Origin of the sequence: Acetatifactor aquisgranensis, assembly GCF_943193215.1 — a bacterium.
Classification (GTDB): domain Bacteria; phylum Bacillota; class Clostridia; order Lachnospirales; family Lachnospiraceae; genus Acetatifactor; species Acetatifactor aquisgranensis.
The window spans coordinates 35,410-51,072 of sequence record NZ_CALPDH010000036.1; the positions used below are offsets into that span (position 1 = coordinate 35,410).

Sequence of the window (15,663 nt, forward strand, 5' to 3'; positions counted from 1 at the left end):
CCGATTCCCACCTAAATTTATCACAGATTCCCCTGACCGTCAGCGAAACCTCTGTCGGATAGCAGGGCTGTCTACCTGAATTTTCTAATTATATCCAGCATTCAGCTGCTCTTGCCTGCAAAACCGCAATCCCATAATATGACCGTCTGCAGCCATTCTGCCACGATGCGCCGCTCCGGCTCCTGACCGGGGCCTCATGTGTCATATGCCTGCGCCATCTGCCGGATTCTTTCCGCCAGTTCCCGCCTCATCCATTCCGGGCTTATCACTTTGGCCGACGGCCCAAAGGACAAAATCAGCCCATAGACCCAGTCGTCCACCGAACAGCCGAACCGGATTTCAAAATCCCCCTGTGGAAGCACTGCGATTTCATCCTCCTCGAATCTGTCATAGATCCGGTAGGCCTCTTTTTTATCTATACGTAAGGTTATTTCCGTGAAAACACTGTCTGTTTCCGGTGCTTTCTGCTGTTTCCCCGACTTTTCCGGCCTGTCTGCCGCCGCATCCGTTTCCGCCATTTTCCCCTGCGTGCCAGGCAGTTCTTCTTCCCGGTGCCTCTCCTCTGTCTCAAAGACTTCCTCCAGCACTTTCACCCGCTTCATCCGCAGCACCTTGAACAGCCGCATAGCCCCTCTGGCCCGGCACCAGGCCCGCACATACCAGGTGTATTCCTTGAACAGCAGCTGGACCGGCTCTGCCTGACGATGGCTCATGTCCCCATATTGACCAAAGTAGTCAAATTCCAGGACATGCCGGTTCAGGATCGCCTCTTTGATCTGTCCGAACAGCTCCCCGCGCCTGCCGCTCCAGTCAGAGAAATCAATGGCCACCCAGTCCCGGGTCTTGGTCCTGAAAAAAGTCTCCAGCTTTTCCAGGGTCTTCTCTTCCCCGGCCGCCCCTGTCTCCCGCAGGCTGGCCAGGGCCGCCAGAATCCCGCGCTGCTCCTCCGCGGAAAGCAGCATCTTGTCCAGGATGAATCGCTCCATAAGGCGGATGCCGCCGCCCTTGCCCCTGCCCGCATAGATAGGAATCCCGGCCATGGACAGGCTCTCCACATCCCGGTATATGGTGCGCGCGGACACCTCAAAATGGGCCGCCAGTTCCTCCGCCGTTACGGTGCCTTTATTCATCAGGATATAAATCATTTCCAGTTGTCTGTTTATCATCACGCTTCCCGGCACGCCTCCGATGACGGCGCTATATATTCAAAGGCTATGTCCCCTCTGACATATTCATAATTCTCAAGCTTGATTTCCTGAAAGCCATATTTTTCATAAATATGCAAGGCGGGCTTCAGTTTACTGTTCGACAGGATGAAAAGCCTTTCTGCTCCATGGCTGAATGCCCAGTTCATTGCCGCTTCAAAAACCGCGCTCCCCGCCCCTTTGTGAGGGACATTTTTGTTGGAGCCAAGCTTGCATAACTCCCATGTCTTCCCCTGCACCTGCATGGCCATGCAGGTGGCAAGCGCCACATCATTTTCGACAGCAAAAAATATCATGGCTCCCGACTTTATTTCATCATCGATTTTCTCGAACGTTTCCTTATCATGCTCTTCCAGGGATCCAAAATTTGATACAATCCACTCTGTATTGAAATCAATAAAGTCCTGTCTGTACCTTTCTTCAAACTGTATAATTTCCATTTTCACTTGTCTCCTCTTTTCCTAATATTGTAATTACTGCATTCATTGCATTGCATAATTTTTCACACTCATCCAGATTTAATTGCACTATTTGAGCTCTTATCTGATCATCCGTCAAGTCAATCAATCTCTCTGTCTCCATAGTTCCCTTTTCAGTTAAGGTGATACAGGTAATTCTCTTATCCTTTGCGGACCGGTCTTTCTCAATAAGGCCGTTTTTACACAAGCGGGTGACTATCCTGCTCAAATAGCTTTTGTCAATGTGCAGATTTTTTGTGATATCGCTTTGAGCGCATGTTCCGTGTGTTTTGATTTCAAACAGGATTCTCATTTCCGCTATTGAATATGTCGTGTCAAGACAGCCTGAATCTAAGAAGCCCATATTCACCGTGTAGAAACGGTTGAATTTCCTTATCTCCTTGATTGTTTTATCATATCTATCCATATTACCTCTTTCTAAATAGTTGACATCGTCCACTTTTAAAGTATATACTATTTATGGAACGTTGTCAACGATTATGCCTCGCCAGATGCACGGCAAAACTCCCGCCGTCCCTGGCAGGGGCAGCGGGAGCAGCTTTCCGCAGCGGAATCCACGCTCCGCAAATATGCTGTTGTCAGAAATTGAAGCTGCCGTCCCATACAGGCATGTCGGAAAGGTAGGCGCTCTCCACAGCCGGAACATAGTACGCGCCATAATCTTTCAGGCCGTCATCCATAGCCGCTTCGGGCAGTTCCACATAAAAGCGGTAATAGGGCATATAATACCTCTCCCGCTCTCCCGCGCGGTAGACCAGCTCCACTTTCCCGATGAACTCCTCTCCGGGCATCTCATAGGGCGCTGTGGTGATATAATTGCCTTTCCGCAGAAGCTCTTTCGCCTCCTCCGCCGTGATGATCGGATACTCTCCCACCATCCTCGACAGATCAGGCCGGAAGCTCCTGGCCAGGTACAGCCTGCCCTGGTCATCGCAGTAAAAGGCCGTCCGGTTGAAATTGTAATTGATGATGCGTTGGACCATATCCTCCGCCCGGTCATAAAATTCAATCCAATAGCTCTGCTGGAGATAGATATTGTAGCCGCCGCCATAGATATTCGCCACGGGATGCTCCATCCCGATGAAATCCTCGTACTCTTTTTCCAGATACTCTGCCGTCTCCGCCAGCTCCCCATAGGCAGCGTAATGGGTAAAGCGATATTCCTCCGGCAGGGATACGGCCGGTTCAAAAGATACCGTAGCCGTCATGGCCTGATTCACCTGGATTTTCAGCCCTTCCGCTTCCCCGATTAGCTTCGTGGGATTGAAATACCCTTCCGGCACGGTGTCTCCGCCCATCTCCAGCTTCTCCGTTATGATTCGCCTCGTCTCTTCGTCCGGCACATCATCCGTGATGGTCAGGGATTCCTCCTCCAGTCCTAAGCTGCCCGCGACCTCAATCAGGAATTCCCGCATTTTATGAAAGTCTCCGCCCTGTGCGATGTAGCTCTCATCGTAGGAGAGAACATTTTCATACACCGGCAGAGATGAAATCCCCAACGCCTCGCTCCAGGGGTTCGCATTGACTAACTCCGAGATGTCATGCACTCTGACGCCCTCATAGCCTGCTGCTTCCTCCTGCCCAATCTCTGTCACGGAAAGCATGGGAAGCCCTGCGGCGCCCCCCGTCTCCTGTGTGCCGGGTTCCTGTCTCCCCTCTGGGTCATGGGACGCGTGGAGCGAGGAGTCCTGGCCCGACTGATTCTGTTTTTGTTCCATGACGATCCATCCCACGCATGCCGCCAGCAGGAGACCGGCCGCTGCGGCAGCCCATTTCCACAGACTTCCGGCCCTTTTCCTCCCCTCCCGGTTCCGCAGCCTGTCGGTCTCTTCCAGGACAGAGTCCTCCAGCAGGTTCAAAGCGTCACTGATCTGTTCTTTCCTCATACCACAAATCCCTCCTGTTCCAGATAAGCCTTCAGCCCCTGTCTCGTGCGGTACAGCATGCTCTTCGCCTTGGATTCGCTCATGCCGAAATATGCGGCCACTTCTTTCAGGGAATCCATATAGTAATACCTTCCCACGAAAGTATTTCGGGCTTCCGGTGTCAGCGTGCGGAGATAAGCGCCGATGGCCTCCGAGAGCAGATGCAGATTCACGTCCTGTTCCGTGGCATCTTTGCCGGAAACGCAGTCTTCCAGCTCGGACAGGGACAGGGCGTATTCCGATGCCTGCCGCTTCTTCCGGTTCCGTCCCCGGAACATGTCGATGGACAGCTGTCTGGTGATCCTGCCCAGGTAGGCGGAAAGGACTTCCGGTCTGTGGGGCGGCATGGAATTCCACGCTTTCAGATAGGTATCGTTGACGCTCTCCTTGCTGTCCTCCAGGTCAGCCAGCACATGATAGGCAATCTTCGACAGATAGCGCCCGTATTTGCGCTCTGTCTCCTGAATCGCGTTTTCATCTCTCTGCCAGTACATCCCTACAATCGCTTCGTCCTGCATCCCTGTTTCCCCTTTCCTGTGGCTCCCTTTTGTCGCTCCCATTCCCTGGCATTCATTCCCTGGCTCTTCTGCGCCTGCCCGTTGTCTCTTCTGCGCTTACCCGTTGGCTCTTCTGCGCTCCGTTCATCGCTTTCGTTATCAGATATGGAATAACCGGATTCTCCTCCGATTCTTTCTTATATCCTCCCGAAACCTCCAGGCCGCATATCACGCTGCTTTACGGAACTTCTTGGGGCTGATTCCCCCGCTTTCCGGGTGCCTTTCGGCCTCAATACTTGATTCCGCTTCCAAAATTCCAAGAGCCTTTTTCTCTTGCGCTTTGCTTACCGCTTTCACTATATATTCCGACAAAATCAGGAGTTGGTTGCATGAAAAATAGAATTTTTATAGATTTTCCGCATATCCTTTTAGATAGTCCAACAACGGTTCCAGATATGCCCGGTCTGTCCAGTCGCAGGCCTGCCCTACGGCACACATGAGCGCTTTCATCCACGGCTCATAGGTGTCGGGGTCTCTTTTCGCCACGGCTTTCTGCAGCATCCTGCACAGGGCTCTGTCCCGGAATCGGCCTCCGCCCGGTACAGATCCTCCAGGGACGAAGTCCCCTCCCGCCAGTGCTGGATGAGATTCCCCAATCTGGCGGCTTTCACCGCATGGAGTTCATCGGAAAACATCCTCATAAATATTCTGCGTGTTATTTGTCAGGACGGACAGCTTCTCATTGTGCTCCCACATCTCCTTTATCCGCTCCCGGTTTTCATCCGGTTCCCTCAGCAGTTCCGCCAGCTCGTCCAGTTCTCGCAGCTCCGGCTCGCCCAGGAACTGGATTCCGTCCCGCAGGTACAGGGGCTGGTAGGAATAGAATATCTCATTGTTCATCAGGGCATGGAAATCCATGAACAGATATTCGCACACGCCCTGCAGCAGATCCGGCGTGAACACATCCAGCTTCTTGTCCAGGGTATGTCGTCTCAGCCCAAGCCCGGCTCTGGAGCGGCAGGGGATTCCCTTGGCTTTCAGAATCGCGCTGAACAGAACGGAAGCCTGTCGGCACGACACTGTAATCCTCTTGGTTACATCTTTCCTCCCCTCATCCCCTCCATTCAGATACAGGATACCGGCAAGCATGGATACCGCCGTGATGTACAGCTCATCCTCGTTCTTGAAGCGGCGCTTCGGGTAAGAAGCGAATTTCCCGAAATAGGAGCCCTCCAGATAAGGGGAGGGCTCCGTGAAATACATGGACGGATGGGTGATCTGGTCGCAGACCCACCGGCCTATGGACGGTATCTCGTCCGGCAGGGACAGCAGGAAGTCCTTGTATGCCCCCCATAGGTATAAATGCTGGTCTCCAAATAGTGGCGCTGAATTTCTTCGTTCATTGTCTTTCCCTCTTCCTACCAGATATTTTCTCCCTTTTCGGAAAAATGTTCCCTTTAACGACTCCGCCCCGCCAACCTTTTCAAATCCACCGCTAAATCCACCACTCCGGCGTCAGTTCCCCCAGCGTGGCGGTCCGTTTCCGCTCATAGTCCAGCATGACCTCAATGTCCCTGTAGGAATCCGGCATCAGCTGGGCCATCAGTTCCCGGCAGGCCCCGCAGGGCGCTCCCGTCCGGCCGTCCGGCATGATTGCCAGCACTTTCCGGATTTCGTGCTCGCCGTTGGTCAGCATGTTGAACATGGCGTTGCGCTCGGCACAGATTCCCAGGGTGGAGCAGGTGTCCACGCATACGCCTGTGTAAATGTTCCCGGAGGCTGTCAGAATGGCGGCCGCCACGCCGCCCGCATCCACATAGTCTGAAATCTTCCTCCCATTCTGGACGGCCAGGGCTTTCTCGTAGAGCTCTTTCCAGATTTCTTCCGCGTCTCCTCTTCTGTCATATTCCGCTTTCAGTATGGAATACCAGCGTTCGTCGCACCGGCCCTGGTTGTTGATGCCCCCTGCCCGCCATGTGCCCTCCAGGGCCATGCCGCATTTTTGCATGACTTTCCCGGAGTTCGGATTGCGGGGATCGTGGCAGGCGTTCACGCAGTTCATGCCCACTTCCTCAAAAAGGTAGGCCATCACGGCCTCCAGCGCCTCCGCGGTGATGCCCTGTCCCCAAAAGCGGCGGCCGATGCAGTAGCCTATGGTGGCGGATTCGGTTTCGTCACTGGACTTCACGATGCTGATGCTGCCGATCGGCTCCCGGATTTCTTTCAGTTCAATAGCCCACTGATAATAGGAAGACTCACCGTACCTGCCGACCCAATCCGCCAGGACATGCCTGGTGACGCTTACGTCCCCGTGGGTGGGCCAGGTCAGGAATTTCGTCACTTCCGGGTCGCTGGCCCAGTTGCGGAACATGGCCTCCGCGTCCTCTGCCCGGAAAGGCCGCAGGGTCAAACGTTCTGTCTCGATTGTTTTGGTTCCTTTGTGTTCCATATCATTGACTTCCTTTCTACTACAATATATTTATGGTTAATAACCCTTACAGCCAGTAAGGAATTACCCATCTTGTTGCTTAAGCTGTATAATGATGGAGCAATCGGTATGTCGGTTCCTTTCTGTTGTTCGAATTTATATAGTTGTTTTAACGTATATACACTCCTGTGGCACCATAAGAAATCTCTTCCTTCCTGCGTCATTTCATGCCGGATATATAGCATTCGTACAGGTACATATTTCTGCAGACCGTATCCATAAATTCATCGTTATAGAAAGACTTCTTATGCGTCATGTGGCAGTCCGCCTTGCTGTCCACAATGTGAGCAATCAGGTCAAAAAAAGCGGTGTGGCTCATGCGGCAGGTCCCGTCTTCCTCCCTGCGGTAGATCAGGACCTCATCCTCCAGGAAGCAGACCGCGTCTCCCCATGCCGCGTCTCCCCTGTCCTTTGGCGCGCCCAGGAGGAAATTGAATCGCACCATGGCATTGGTGGCCTGCGTCAGGCGGCGCAGCGCCGTTTCATCATATGCGTACAGTTCGCTGAGGGCTTCCGACGCCTTCTTTGCGTCGATTGGCTTCCCCTGCTCTGCCTTGCGGAGCACCTCAAGCTTTCCTTCGCTTCGTTCCGGCAAGGGGAACAGTTCACGGAAATAGGCCTTTTCTATCTGCTGCTCCTTCCATGCCGACTCCTTTTGGTAACGTTTCTCGTACTCTGTGAAGTACAGGTCGGTCGTAAGCCACGCAAGCAGCTCTTCCTCAAAAGGCGAACTGCCGTCGAACTGGCTGCGCACCTCCCGCCACCCATAGTATTCCAGATACCTGGCCCAGGAGCTGACATAGCCGTCATGGCGCGGGTGCAGCACCCAGTCACGGAATGCGTTCTGGAAACTGCGGCTGCACAGATGCTTTTTCCAGCTCCCCGCCGAACCATATCGTGCCCTCAGGGCGCTGAAGCGCTGCATAAGCGGCACATATCCGCATTCATGGACAGAACGCCCATCTCCCGTATGATCCAGCGCGTCCACGAACGCCTGGAAAAATTCCTGCCGCTCCCGGCACAGATGGGTGTATTCCTGCATTTTCGCCGCCAGCTGCCGTGAAAATAGAGGCTGTGGCAGGTGGCAGAGGTTACGGAAGACGAATTCCGTATCGGACTTGGGGAGGGAGGACATCAGCAGCCATTGCTCCGCCATGTCCGGAAAGCCCTCCCCGAAGGCGGCCTGCTGTTCCTGATTCCCCGTGCCCTGCCAGAGACAGCATGCTTCCCGGCAGAAAGAAAAGAAACGGCGCTCTTCTATCAAATCAGGCCAGCACTGGAGATCCTGCACATACTCCCGTTGACTGGGGTGTGCGGCAAGCAGCCCTTTCATACGGTCATACTCGCTTTCCGCCCCAGGCGATGCCGCCAGCTTCGCCTGCCTGTCAGCAGCCGCCGCACCGTCCGCCGTACCATCGCCATCCATGAAAAATCCATATGCCATGCACAGGGCAAAATACAGATCCTGCCCTATCCCCTCCGGACGAACCTGGCTTTCTTCCTGCAAAAAGCCGCAGAGACCTGCCAGGACTTCCGGGCTGTACTGCCTTTGCAGAAAAACCGGATGGCAGATAACGGACAGCCATTTGCGCTCTTTCCACTCTTCCCATAAGATGTGCAGAAATCGTTTTCGCTTCCCTGGCAGATTCCTCTTTGACGCGTCTGTTCCGCTTTCTGTCCCTGTCTCTTCCTCATGGTATTTCCGGCAGATGAGCAGCAGAATCTCCCGCGCCTGGCGTTTTTCCGGGTTTGGCAGAAAATGGTCTACCCACCTTTGTATGATTATATGTACATTTTGCAGAGATTGCAATACTTTTGGTAATTTCATCAAAAAACCTCCCCACATGCCCTGTGCGGTACCGCTACTCATTTCCGGGGCTGCTTTTTCGACTTATCGCGACAGCATCCACACTCACGACCCTATCAGCACTCCCTTTCCCCGGAAAGCAAAACCGTACTTCCGAATCCGCTCCGCGGGAATCCCCTTTGCCTCCAGAGATGCCGCATACTGCATGCGGTCAATCTGCTTCAGCGCAGCCGCCACAGTATCCGCAAGGCTCTTCTCCTCCGAATCCTGTACCTTAAACTCGATAATAATAGCATTTCTATTGCGATTATTTATTATCGCATTTCCGTTTTCACTATTTATTTTCGCATCCTCCTCCAGATTCCCGTCCTTATACTGCCTGGGCTCCAGCATCACATCGTACCTGCCAAACCCGCTCTCCCGGTTGGAAGTCAGCACATACCTGTCCGTCAGTTCCACCATCAGCCCTAAGACAAATCCATGGTAGAAGCGTTCCGGCTCCTCCCCGGAAGGCCTGTTCCCGGTGTCGAAATAGCTGAAGCTCTGCAGGGCCACCCTGTTCATATAGATATTCATCGCCTTAATGTCATCCGCCAGCAGCGCCCTGATAAAATCGTTATAGCTGCTGTCATCCTCCGCAAACCAGTCCCGAACCATGCTTTCGAACATGAAGCGGACTTCCCTGTTCGTCAGCGCCAGTGTGTAATAGCACCGTCCTGTCTCCTCGGAAAATTCCGTATCCTCCGCTTTCAGGTACCCGCTGGCCAGCAGAAGGCTCCAGATGGCATTCTTTTTCCGGTTCAGCTGATTGTATACAATCTGCTCGTCTATCTCCATCCGGATTGCTTCACCCTGCATCAGGCTTTCGAAATCCTGCTTTACCTGCTGGCTGCCCTCCCGAATCAGCTTCCCCACAAGGCTGTTGTAACGTGCCCGCTTTCACCTTTGCAAAAGAAAGGCTGACGACAGGGCAGGTTCCCTGAAGGCGCCTGTACCTGTAATCCCCATCCGGAGATTTTTCCTGCCAGATGGCAAGGCCTTCGAACAGTTCCCCTTTCCCCGCAAAATCTATGGAGAAGAACTTCTCCACCATGCTCATGTTCAGCGTCTTGCCAAAGCGCCGGGGGCGGGCAATCAGGGTCACGCTGTCCTCGTTTTCCCACCATTCTTTGATAAAACTGGCCTTGTCTATATAAAAGATGCCTTTTGTGATGACTGTCTCGAAATCCTGATGTCCGATGCCGACTGTCCTTGCCATAAATTTCCTCCCAACATGATGATTTGTCTGTTACCAAGGAATTGTCTGCAATTTTCCGACAGTTCCTACCTCTAAACTTGTGTATAGATATCCTATCACACATTTATAGTTGTTATACCGATATAATAGTCTACCAAATCCCATAACCAATCATTCAGATTTGAGAATTGGTAACCCAGCCGTTTCGCTTTATCAGTGTTAATGCTGTGGCTTGGTTCCCCATTATATGGGGCAGTATCACCAGATGAATTGATAATCGACTTTTTTCCTGTCTTAGTTTCCACATAATCAAGAATCTCTCTGATAGACACAGTATTATCAGAGCACCCATTGATTGCTCCCTGAAAGTCTATGTCCACAAGATATGCTAAAAACTCACCTGCTTCCTTTGCATGAATCAAGCTCATCTGGCTATCCACATTGTCAATATTCATAGGCATGCCTTTCATCGCATGTTCGATGTAGAACAATAGCCTTTTTGTATAGTCATCTTTGCTTGTGACAAACGGATATCTGACCGCAATCCAGTTTCTATCTCTATACTCTTGCCATAATGCGCATTCAGCCTGTCTCTTAATTTCATCATAAGAAAAATCTGTCCTATTGCACCAGACAAGTTCCTTATGTAATCCATCGAATAATTCTTCTCGAGTATCTACCACTTTGGGCTGATAAACTGCAGTACTAGACATGTATATATACTTATTGAAGCAAACTGTCTCCATCATATATTTCATGTCATTGGAGCAATAACCTAACTTGTCAATCACAACATCGAATCTTCTTCCGGAAAAGGCATTTTTTAACGATTCAGGGTTGGTTCTTTCAATTTTAATTCTTTCCACTTGTTCACCAAAACAATCCTGTGCTGTCTGCCTGGTCGCAAGAGTAATTCTATGCCCCTGCTCTATCAATTTCTGTACCATCGGAATTCCAAAATACTTTGTACCGCCCACTACTAAAATTTCCATACTGTGCTCCCTCCTTTTTCCGGCATCTAAACCTCACTCTCCAGGAAACAAACCGAATGCGGCGCAGAGGATGCCCTTTCCTATTGTAGCACATTTTCTCCTGAGCTGAAAGAGCATAGTTTTCGCTGTGCGCTGCAGAACTCTGCCATCGAAAACAATCGAAACGATTACAAACATGGAAAACATCGAAAACATACTATAGCAAATTACTCCTTGCGCTTGTCTTCTGCCTTTGCTAAAATGAATGGAAACAACAAATATCATAGCCAGGAGATAACGGAATGAACCATTTAGAGGAAAGAAACCAGAAGATAATCGATGCCGTCATAAAAAAAGCAGCTATTGCGTGTCCGGGCGCGCTGGCTTTGATAGGGATAAACGGTTCCTTTATGACGGGGGACTATTATGAGAGGTCGGATTTGGACCTGCTCATCCTGATCAACGATGACAGAGGCTGGCAATTGGGTTGTACCTTTATCCAGGACGACTTACATGTCGGACATGACATCTACTGTACCACCTGGGAACGTCTGCAGAAAGACGCCGAATATGAACACCCCAATATTTCCAAGCTGATGGATGCCAAAATCGTCTATTGCGCAGACGAGAAGTACCGAGAACGGCTGGAGAATCTGCGGAAAAAGGCCAGCGGCATTTTGACGGCCCCTTTCTCTGAGGAAGACTATACGAAAGCAGAGAAGCTATTAAAAGAGGCGGAGCATTATTACACATTGGCCATGATTTCGGAACAGCAGTCTGATGTGCTGGACGGGGCGGGCAGGGTCATTTATTATGTCGAAAACGCGATTGCAATGTTAAATAAACGGTATTTCCGTTACGGCGTAAAACGAGCTTATGAGGAGCTGAACGCCATGGAAAATCGGCCGGAAAATCTTTGCGGCTTGATAGATGCTGTCCTCTCGGCCACATCCGTGACGTCAGTGCGCACCCATTTGTCCGCGCTGATGAAAGAAACCATGGCCGCGTTCCACCATGTGAAAGAAACCCTTGCCCTCCGGAAGAAACCGGCATCCCCAGATGAACTTGACGGCACTTACGAAGAAATGTACTCAAATTGGCGGAATAAGATGCATGCGGCAGCGGAAGCAGACAACCGGCATCTTGCATTTATGAGCCTGGTCAGCGCAAAGGCAATGTTCGATGAAATCCACAGCGAAGCGGCGATTGACAGATATGACGTGCTGAGAGCATATGATCCGGAAGACTTGCGCAAGACGGCCGCAGGGTTCGACGGTATTTTGAGCGAATATCTGAACGAATACAAAAAAGCGGGGCTGCAGGCAAAACATTATTCCGATATCGATGCTTTTGTGCTCGATTACCAGGCAGCTCATTAGAGGAATGAACCACCTCGCAGCAATCCCACATAAGCATTGGACAATGCCGTTGTATTTTACTATGATAATTGAGCCGACTTCAAGTTTAGCCATTCAATTGGAGGAACGAATGGGAGGAATGAAGTATTATATTTTTAATAATAAAGGAGTTTGGCAATGAAAAATCTTTTGAAAAATAACCGATTTGCAGTTTTCATAATCTTAACTTTTTTAATTTTTGTAATGTCCAATGGAGAATGGTGTATCCCGATTTTTGCATGGATTTATCCAATTTTGTTTTTGCATATGCTTTCTCTCAATCATACCCGAAAAGCATATCTTATAATTGGCTCAATATATGCCATCGGGTTTGTTTTCCAGTTTGAAAAAGCCATCGGAATGGATATAAAAATATGTATCGTGGCAGCTTTTTTGATAGCTTTTCTGAAAATTCTACCATATATCTATTGGTCTAAATCAAAAATGAGATTTCAAGATACTGTTATTTTTGCAAGTATAATGGTATCAATAGAATATATCATGTATTTGGTATATCCTATTTTGGGCGGGTTGTCTGACGCTTATACACAATACCAAAATCTATACCTGCTACAAATAGTAACGGTAACAGGGATTTACGGAATCACCTTTTTAATGTATTGGACGGCGGCAATGGTTATATGGATTTGGAACAATAAAAGCAAAAAAGAATACATCAGGAAATACATAATCGTATATGGTTCTGTAATTTGCCTGGTATTTGTCTATGGAGTTGTTATGTATCATTTTGCAGGAAATTCAGATAAAAGTGTCAGGATCGCTGGGGTAACCGTTCCGATTTCAGAGCTGTTAAATAATGATAAAGATGTATATTCTACATTTTATACCAATACATTTACTGATGAAAACTTTACCAATACAAGGAATAAACTAGCATCAGTAGCTGATGAACTTTTCCTGAAAACAGAGTTGGAAGCACAGGCAGGTGCAAAGATTGTTTTTTGGTCGGAACTGAATGGAGCGGTTTTAAAACAAGATGAGGATATGCTTCTGCAGCGGGCGTCGGATATGGCGAAACAGGAAGAGATTTATTTGATTGTTTCATTACTGGTGAAAACCCCTTACGAGGACTTAAAGGAAAATAAAACGGCAGCATTTAATCCACAGGGAGAACTGATATCAGAATATTTTAAGCATGGACGTTCCATCGGAGAATTGTGCCAAAAAGGAGATGGAATGCTAAAAAGTTTTGATACAGAATATGGTAGAATTGCGCCGTTTATATGTTCTGATATGGCATTTTTGTCTAAAATACAGCAGGCAGGCAGAAATAATGTAGATATACTAATAGTTCCAGCTTCGGATTGGAAAGAAATGACATTATTAGCTGCAAAGACAGCGATTGTGCGTGGGGTTGAAAATGGAAGCAATATAATCAGACATACAAATAACGGAATGTCGATTGTTTCAAACGTTAAGGGCTGTGTGTTGGCACAGGCCGATTACTTTCAGTCTGATACAAAGACATTCTCAGCACAGGTTGCTATGAAAGGACGCTTTACCCTTTATTCGTATATCGGAAATCTATTTGTATATCTGTGCAATTTATATTTGTTAGGGAGTTTCATACTTCCCAAAATGAAACGATTAAATAAATTGCCAAAAGCGAAAAATCGGAATTTCATAAGGAAAGGATAATGGTTAAAGAAGTAAAATGGACAAAATATTTATGGCTGAGTTTACTTTCATTTGGAGGATTTATGCTTGAATTACTGTCGGATTATTCCGGCTCCAGTACCGGGGAGGCACTTCAAACTGCGTGATCAGGGTCTGCAAACCCTTATCTTGAAATCTTATACTGCATAACGCTGAATACTGCCTAATGTAATCATGCGAATGAACCAGTCAGCGTTATGCAGTCTGGTTTCACGGCAAGTGAAATCGTTAAGCAGTATAAGCCAATCCCGAGACGGATTCTGAAAGTTAAAGCAACCTGTCATTCTGCAAAATAACATAAGTCCCAACTTGGTCATCATATCTTGCATAATCTAATTCCATCATGCGATATAAATATTGCTTCACTTCATCGGTAGAAGAAAATTTTGTTGCCGCATAGGGAGATTCCGGATTCGTTTTTTCAAACAGCAGATATCCATTATCCATTTCAATCAAAACAGCAGCATGGGAAGCGCATATCCTGTCACCGCTTTGCGTCCAAAAAGTAATCAAAGAAAATGCGCTTTCCTTGAATGAAATCTCCTGCCCATTCCACTTTTCCAAAATGGCCTGAAACATTTCCTGCTCACTGCATTGCTCTGTAATGCCAATCGGGTCAAACAGGGTAAAATATTCTGCCTGCATATCCTTGCTCCAGTCAATCAGCGGAAAAGGCACATACGCTTTATGCTCGCCCTCCACGGCTTCCCGCCCGAAAAGGATATCGCCGTCAGTATAAAGCCATGCCGTATTCTCGTCCCAACAATCAAAATCCTCTTCTTTGATCACGTTCCCTATTGAGATATTGTCCTGGCTCAACTCATAAGCCACAATCCTACAGACGACATCGTGATAATTTCGATTATTGCGCTTATACCATTGTGTGGACATGGCAGGATAATCCCCATAATCAACTGTCATTCCGTCTATTGTCATAAAATCCCCCACCAATGAAAAAGACGGACATTCCCTCATACTGTCATTATAGTCTGTCGCCCAGCTCAATACAGCATCCACATAATCTGCCTGAATACCGGCTTTTGTCAGGATATCCCGCACTTCATCCATAGATGATTCACTGTCTAAATTTGAATATGTCAGTTTATTCCGGAGCGCAGCATCTGTATTTTGATTCCCCGGAACTTCGTCCCCCGACATTCCATCGCCTGGAGTTTCTTCACCCATCGCTTCGTCGCCAGAAGTTTCGTCACCCGGCGTTCCGTCGCCTGGAGTTTCGTCACCCGGCGTTCCATCGCCCGGAGCTTCGTCACCCGGCGTTCCGTCGCCTGGAGTTTCTTCACCCATCGCTTCGTCGCCCGCCTGGCTGCTTCCCTGCTTCTCCCCTACCGCCGTAAACGGCATTTCTGCATTGCCGCAGGCAGAACAAAACAGTAAAACCATTATTGCGCATGAACAGGTAATTTTTATATGTTTTTTCGCACTTTTCATCATATCCCACAAGACCGCCTTTTCCTTTTTTCATTTATTGATTCTACCACAACCCCTTTTGCATTTCCATAAACAAATCCTTAAGATTACAGTTCATTGGTCGTGTCGTGATTCACGGTCTAAATGGTTTTATGCGGGAAGTCAAATCATATGTTCATCCATGTAATCTGCCACATCGGACCACCCTGAGACAGCGGCTTCCGAATCCTCTCCCTCATCGGTGTTCGCTTTGCTTTCGTACCGGGTGTACACCCGCAGGCATCCCGTATCCCCCTGCCCAAAGACCTGGAAAAGGAACTGTCCTTTGCTCCATCTGTATTCCTGTCTATGTTTTCCTTTCGCGGCCGGAAATACTCTGCCCGTGTCCGGGTACTGGCGGGGGAGATGCCAAACTTAATAGGGAGGACGCAGAATGAACGATATCATGGAATCTGCGGACCGGGAATCCTTCCGTAACCTAAAAGTTGTAAAATATATACTCAAAACATCAACTGATAGTCACCCCAAGTTTTTGTAAATAAAGCTCATCGC

15 protein-coding genes and 1 pseudogene are annotated in these 15,663 nt (G+C 49.0%); 3 read left to right on the plus strand and 13 right to left on the minus strand.

Annotated features, from left to right (window positions below; translation table 11 throughout):
* Nucleotides 1–194: 194 nt before the first annotated feature.
* The 12 genes and pseudogenes from NFS35_RS23670 to NFS35_RS23725 form a co-directional block, all read right to left on the minus strand.
* The gene (locus NFS35_RS23670) at nt 195–1,166 is read right to left on the minus strand and encodes a helix-turn-helix transcriptional regulator (RefSeq protein WP_251209524.1); all 972 of its coding nucleotides are present in this window, start codon (nt 1,164–1,166) and stop codon (nt 195–197) included.
* On the minus strand, nt 1,166–1,645 hold the full coding sequence (locus NFS35_RS23675; RefSeq protein ID WP_251209525.1) for a GNAT family N-acetyltransferase: 480 nt from the start codon (nt 1,643–1,645) through the stop codon (nt 1,166–1,168). Before NFS35_RS23675 ends, NFS35_RS23670 begins: the two co-directional genes overlap by 1 nt.
* Complete coding sequence (locus tag NFS35_RS23680; protein WP_251209526.1) at nt 1,626–2,090, minus strand: MarR family winged helix-turn-helix transcriptional regulator; 465 nt, start codon at nt 2,088–2,090, stop codon at nt 1,626–1,628. Before NFS35_RS23680 ends, NFS35_RS23675 begins: the two co-directional genes overlap by 20 nt.
* A 172-nt stretch (nt 2,091–2,262) precedes the next feature.
* Nucleotides 2,263–3,570 carry a hypothetical protein gene (locus NFS35_RS23685; protein ID WP_251209527.1) on the minus strand — a complete coding sequence of 436 codons (1,308 nt, stop codon included), beginning with the start codon at nt 3,568–3,570 and terminating at the stop codon, nt 2,263–2,265.
* Nucleotides 3,567–4,169: an RNA polymerase sigma factor gene (locus NFS35_RS23690; protein WP_251209528.1), complete on the minus strand. Its 603-nt coding sequence runs from the start codon at nt 4,167–4,169 to the stop codon at nt 3,567–3,569. Before NFS35_RS23690 ends, NFS35_RS23685 begins: the two co-directional genes overlap by 4 nt.
* A gap of 342 nt (nt 4,170–4,511) precedes the next feature.
* Nucleotides 4,512–4,652 (minus strand): hypothetical protein, encoded by a 141-nt coding sequence (locus NFS35_RS23695; RefSeq protein ID WP_251209529.1) that lies wholly within the window; start codon nt 4,650–4,652, stop codon nt 4,512–4,514.
* Nucleotides 4,653–4,787: 135 nt separating this feature from the next.
* Nucleotides 4,788–5,369, minus strand: coding sequence for a hypothetical protein (locus NFS35_RS23700; RefSeq protein WP_251209530.1), 582 nt, complete (start codon nt 5,367–5,369; stop codon nt 4,788–4,790).
* Nucleotides 5,370–5,601: 232 nt separating this feature from the next.
* The gene (locus NFS35_RS29455) at nt 5,602–6,555 is read right to left on the minus strand and encodes a GNAT family N-acetyltransferase (protein WP_330640425.1); all 954 of its coding nucleotides are present in this window, start codon (nt 6,553–6,555) and stop codon (nt 5,602–5,604) included.
* Between the two features lie 199 nt (nt 6,556–6,754).
* Entirely contained in the window at nt 6,755–8,422 is a 1,668-nt protein-coding gene (locus tag NFS35_RS23715) for a hypothetical protein (RefSeq protein WP_251209531.1), read from the minus strand.
* Nucleotides 8,423–8,506: 84 nt separating this feature from the next.
* Nucleotides 8,507–9,325, minus strand: a pseudogene (locus tag NFS35_RS23720) (PD-(D/E)XK nuclease domain-containing protein); the annotation flags it as partial.
* Complete coding sequence (locus tag NFS35_RS30065; protein WP_330640427.1) at nt 9,249–9,659, minus strand: AAA family ATPase; 411 nt, start codon at nt 9,657–9,659, stop codon at nt 9,249–9,251. The gene NFS35_RS30065 and the pseudogene NFS35_RS23720, both read right to left, overlap by 77 nt.
* Nucleotides 9,660–9,754: 95 nt before the next feature.
* A complete protein-coding gene (locus tag NFS35_RS23725) occupies nt 9,755–10,630 on the minus strand; it encodes an NAD-dependent epimerase/dehydratase family protein (RefSeq protein WP_251209532.1) in 876 nt (291 codons plus the stop codon).
* A 281-nt stretch (nt 10,631–10,911) separates the two neighbouring features.
* Between NFS35_RS23725 and NFS35_RS23730 the strand changes: the two genes are divergently transcribed.
* The 3 genes from NFS35_RS23730 to NFS35_RS29140 all read left to right on the plus strand — a co-directional run bounded on the left by NFS35_RS23730 (nt 10,912) and on the right by NFS35_RS29140 (nt 13,790).
* Complete coding sequence (locus NFS35_RS23730; protein WP_251209533.1) at nt 10,912–11,988, plus strand: hypothetical protein; 1,077 nt, start codon at nt 10,912–10,914, stop codon at nt 11,986–11,988.
* 156 nt (nt 11,989–12,144) lie between these two features.
* The gene (locus tag NFS35_RS23735) at nt 12,145–13,665 is read left to right on the plus strand and encodes a nitrilase-related carbon-nitrogen hydrolase (protein WP_251209534.1); all 1,521 of its coding nucleotides are present in this window, start codon (nt 12,145–12,147) and stop codon (nt 13,663–13,665) included.
* Nucleotides 13,665–13,790 carry a hypothetical protein gene (locus tag NFS35_RS29140; protein WP_275564732.1) on the plus strand — a complete coding sequence of 42 codons (126 nt, stop codon included), beginning with the start codon at nt 13,665–13,667 and terminating at the stop codon, nt 13,788–13,790. The genes NFS35_RS23735 and NFS35_RS29140 overlap by 1 nt, the downstream gene beginning before the upstream one ends.
* A 160-nt stretch (nt 13,791–13,950) precedes the next feature.
* Here NFS35_RS29140 and NFS35_RS23740 read toward each other — a convergent pair whose 3' ends face one another.
* Nucleotides 13,951–15,135 (minus strand): DUF4300 family protein, encoded by a 1,185-nt coding sequence (locus NFS35_RS23740; RefSeq protein ID WP_251209535.1) that lies wholly within the window; start codon nt 15,133–15,135, stop codon nt 13,951–13,953.
* Between the last annotated feature and the right edge of the window lie 528 nt (nt 15,136–15,663).

Coding starts and splice junctions, on each gene's coding strand:
- NFS35_RS23690 (WP_251209528.1), bottom strand. CDS start 4,169: ATGGGAGCGACAAAAGGGAGCCACAGGAAAGGGGAAACAGGGATGCAG.
- NFS35_RS23715 (WP_251209531.1), bottom strand. CDS start 8,422: ATGAAATTACCAAAAGTATTGCAATCTCTGCAAAATGTACATATAATC.
- NFS35_RS23680 (WP_251209526.1), bottom strand. CDS start 2,090: ATGGATAGATATGATAAAACAATCAAGGAGATAAGGAAATTCAACCGT.
- NFS35_RS23675 (WP_251209525.1), bottom strand. CDS start 1,645: ATGGAAATTATACAGTTTGAAGAAAGGTACAGACAGGACTTTATTGAT.
- NFS35_RS23725 (WP_251209532.1), bottom strand. CDS start 10,630: ATGGAAATTTTAGTAGTGGGCGGTACAAAGTATTTTGGAATTCCGATG.
- NFS35_RS23685 (WP_251209527.1), bottom strand. CDS start 3,570: ATGAGGAAAGAACAGATCAGTGACGCTTTGAACCTGCTGGAGGACTCT.
- NFS35_RS29455 (WP_330640425.1), bottom strand. CDS start 6,555: ATGGAACACAAAGGAACCAAAACAATCGAGACAGAACGTTTGACCCTG.
- NFS35_RS30065 (WP_330640427.1), bottom strand. CDS start 9,659: ATGGCAAGGACAGTCGGCATCGGACATCAGGATTTCGAGACAGTCATC.
- NFS35_RS23670 (WP_251209524.1), bottom strand. CDS start 1,166: ATGATAAACAGACAACTGGAAATGATTTATATCCTGATGAATAAAGGC.
- NFS35_RS23730 (WP_251209533.1), top strand. CDS start 10,912: ATGAACCATTTAGAGGAAAGAAACCAGAAGATAATCGATGCCGTCATA.
- NFS35_RS23735 (WP_251209534.1), top strand. CDS start 12,145: ATGAAAAATCTTTTGAAAAATAACCGATTTGCAGTTTTCATAATCTTA.
- NFS35_RS23740 (WP_251209535.1), bottom strand. CDS start 15,135: ATGATGAAAAGTGCGAAAAAACATATAAAAATTACCTGTTCATGCGCA.
- NFS35_RS23700 (WP_251209530.1), bottom strand. CDS start 5,369: ATGTATTTCACGGAGCCCTCCCCTTATCTGGAGGGCTCCTATTTCGGG.
- NFS35_RS29140 (WP_275564732.1), top strand. CDS start 13,665: ATGGTTAAAGAAGTAAAATGGACAAAATATTTATGGCTGAGTTTACTT.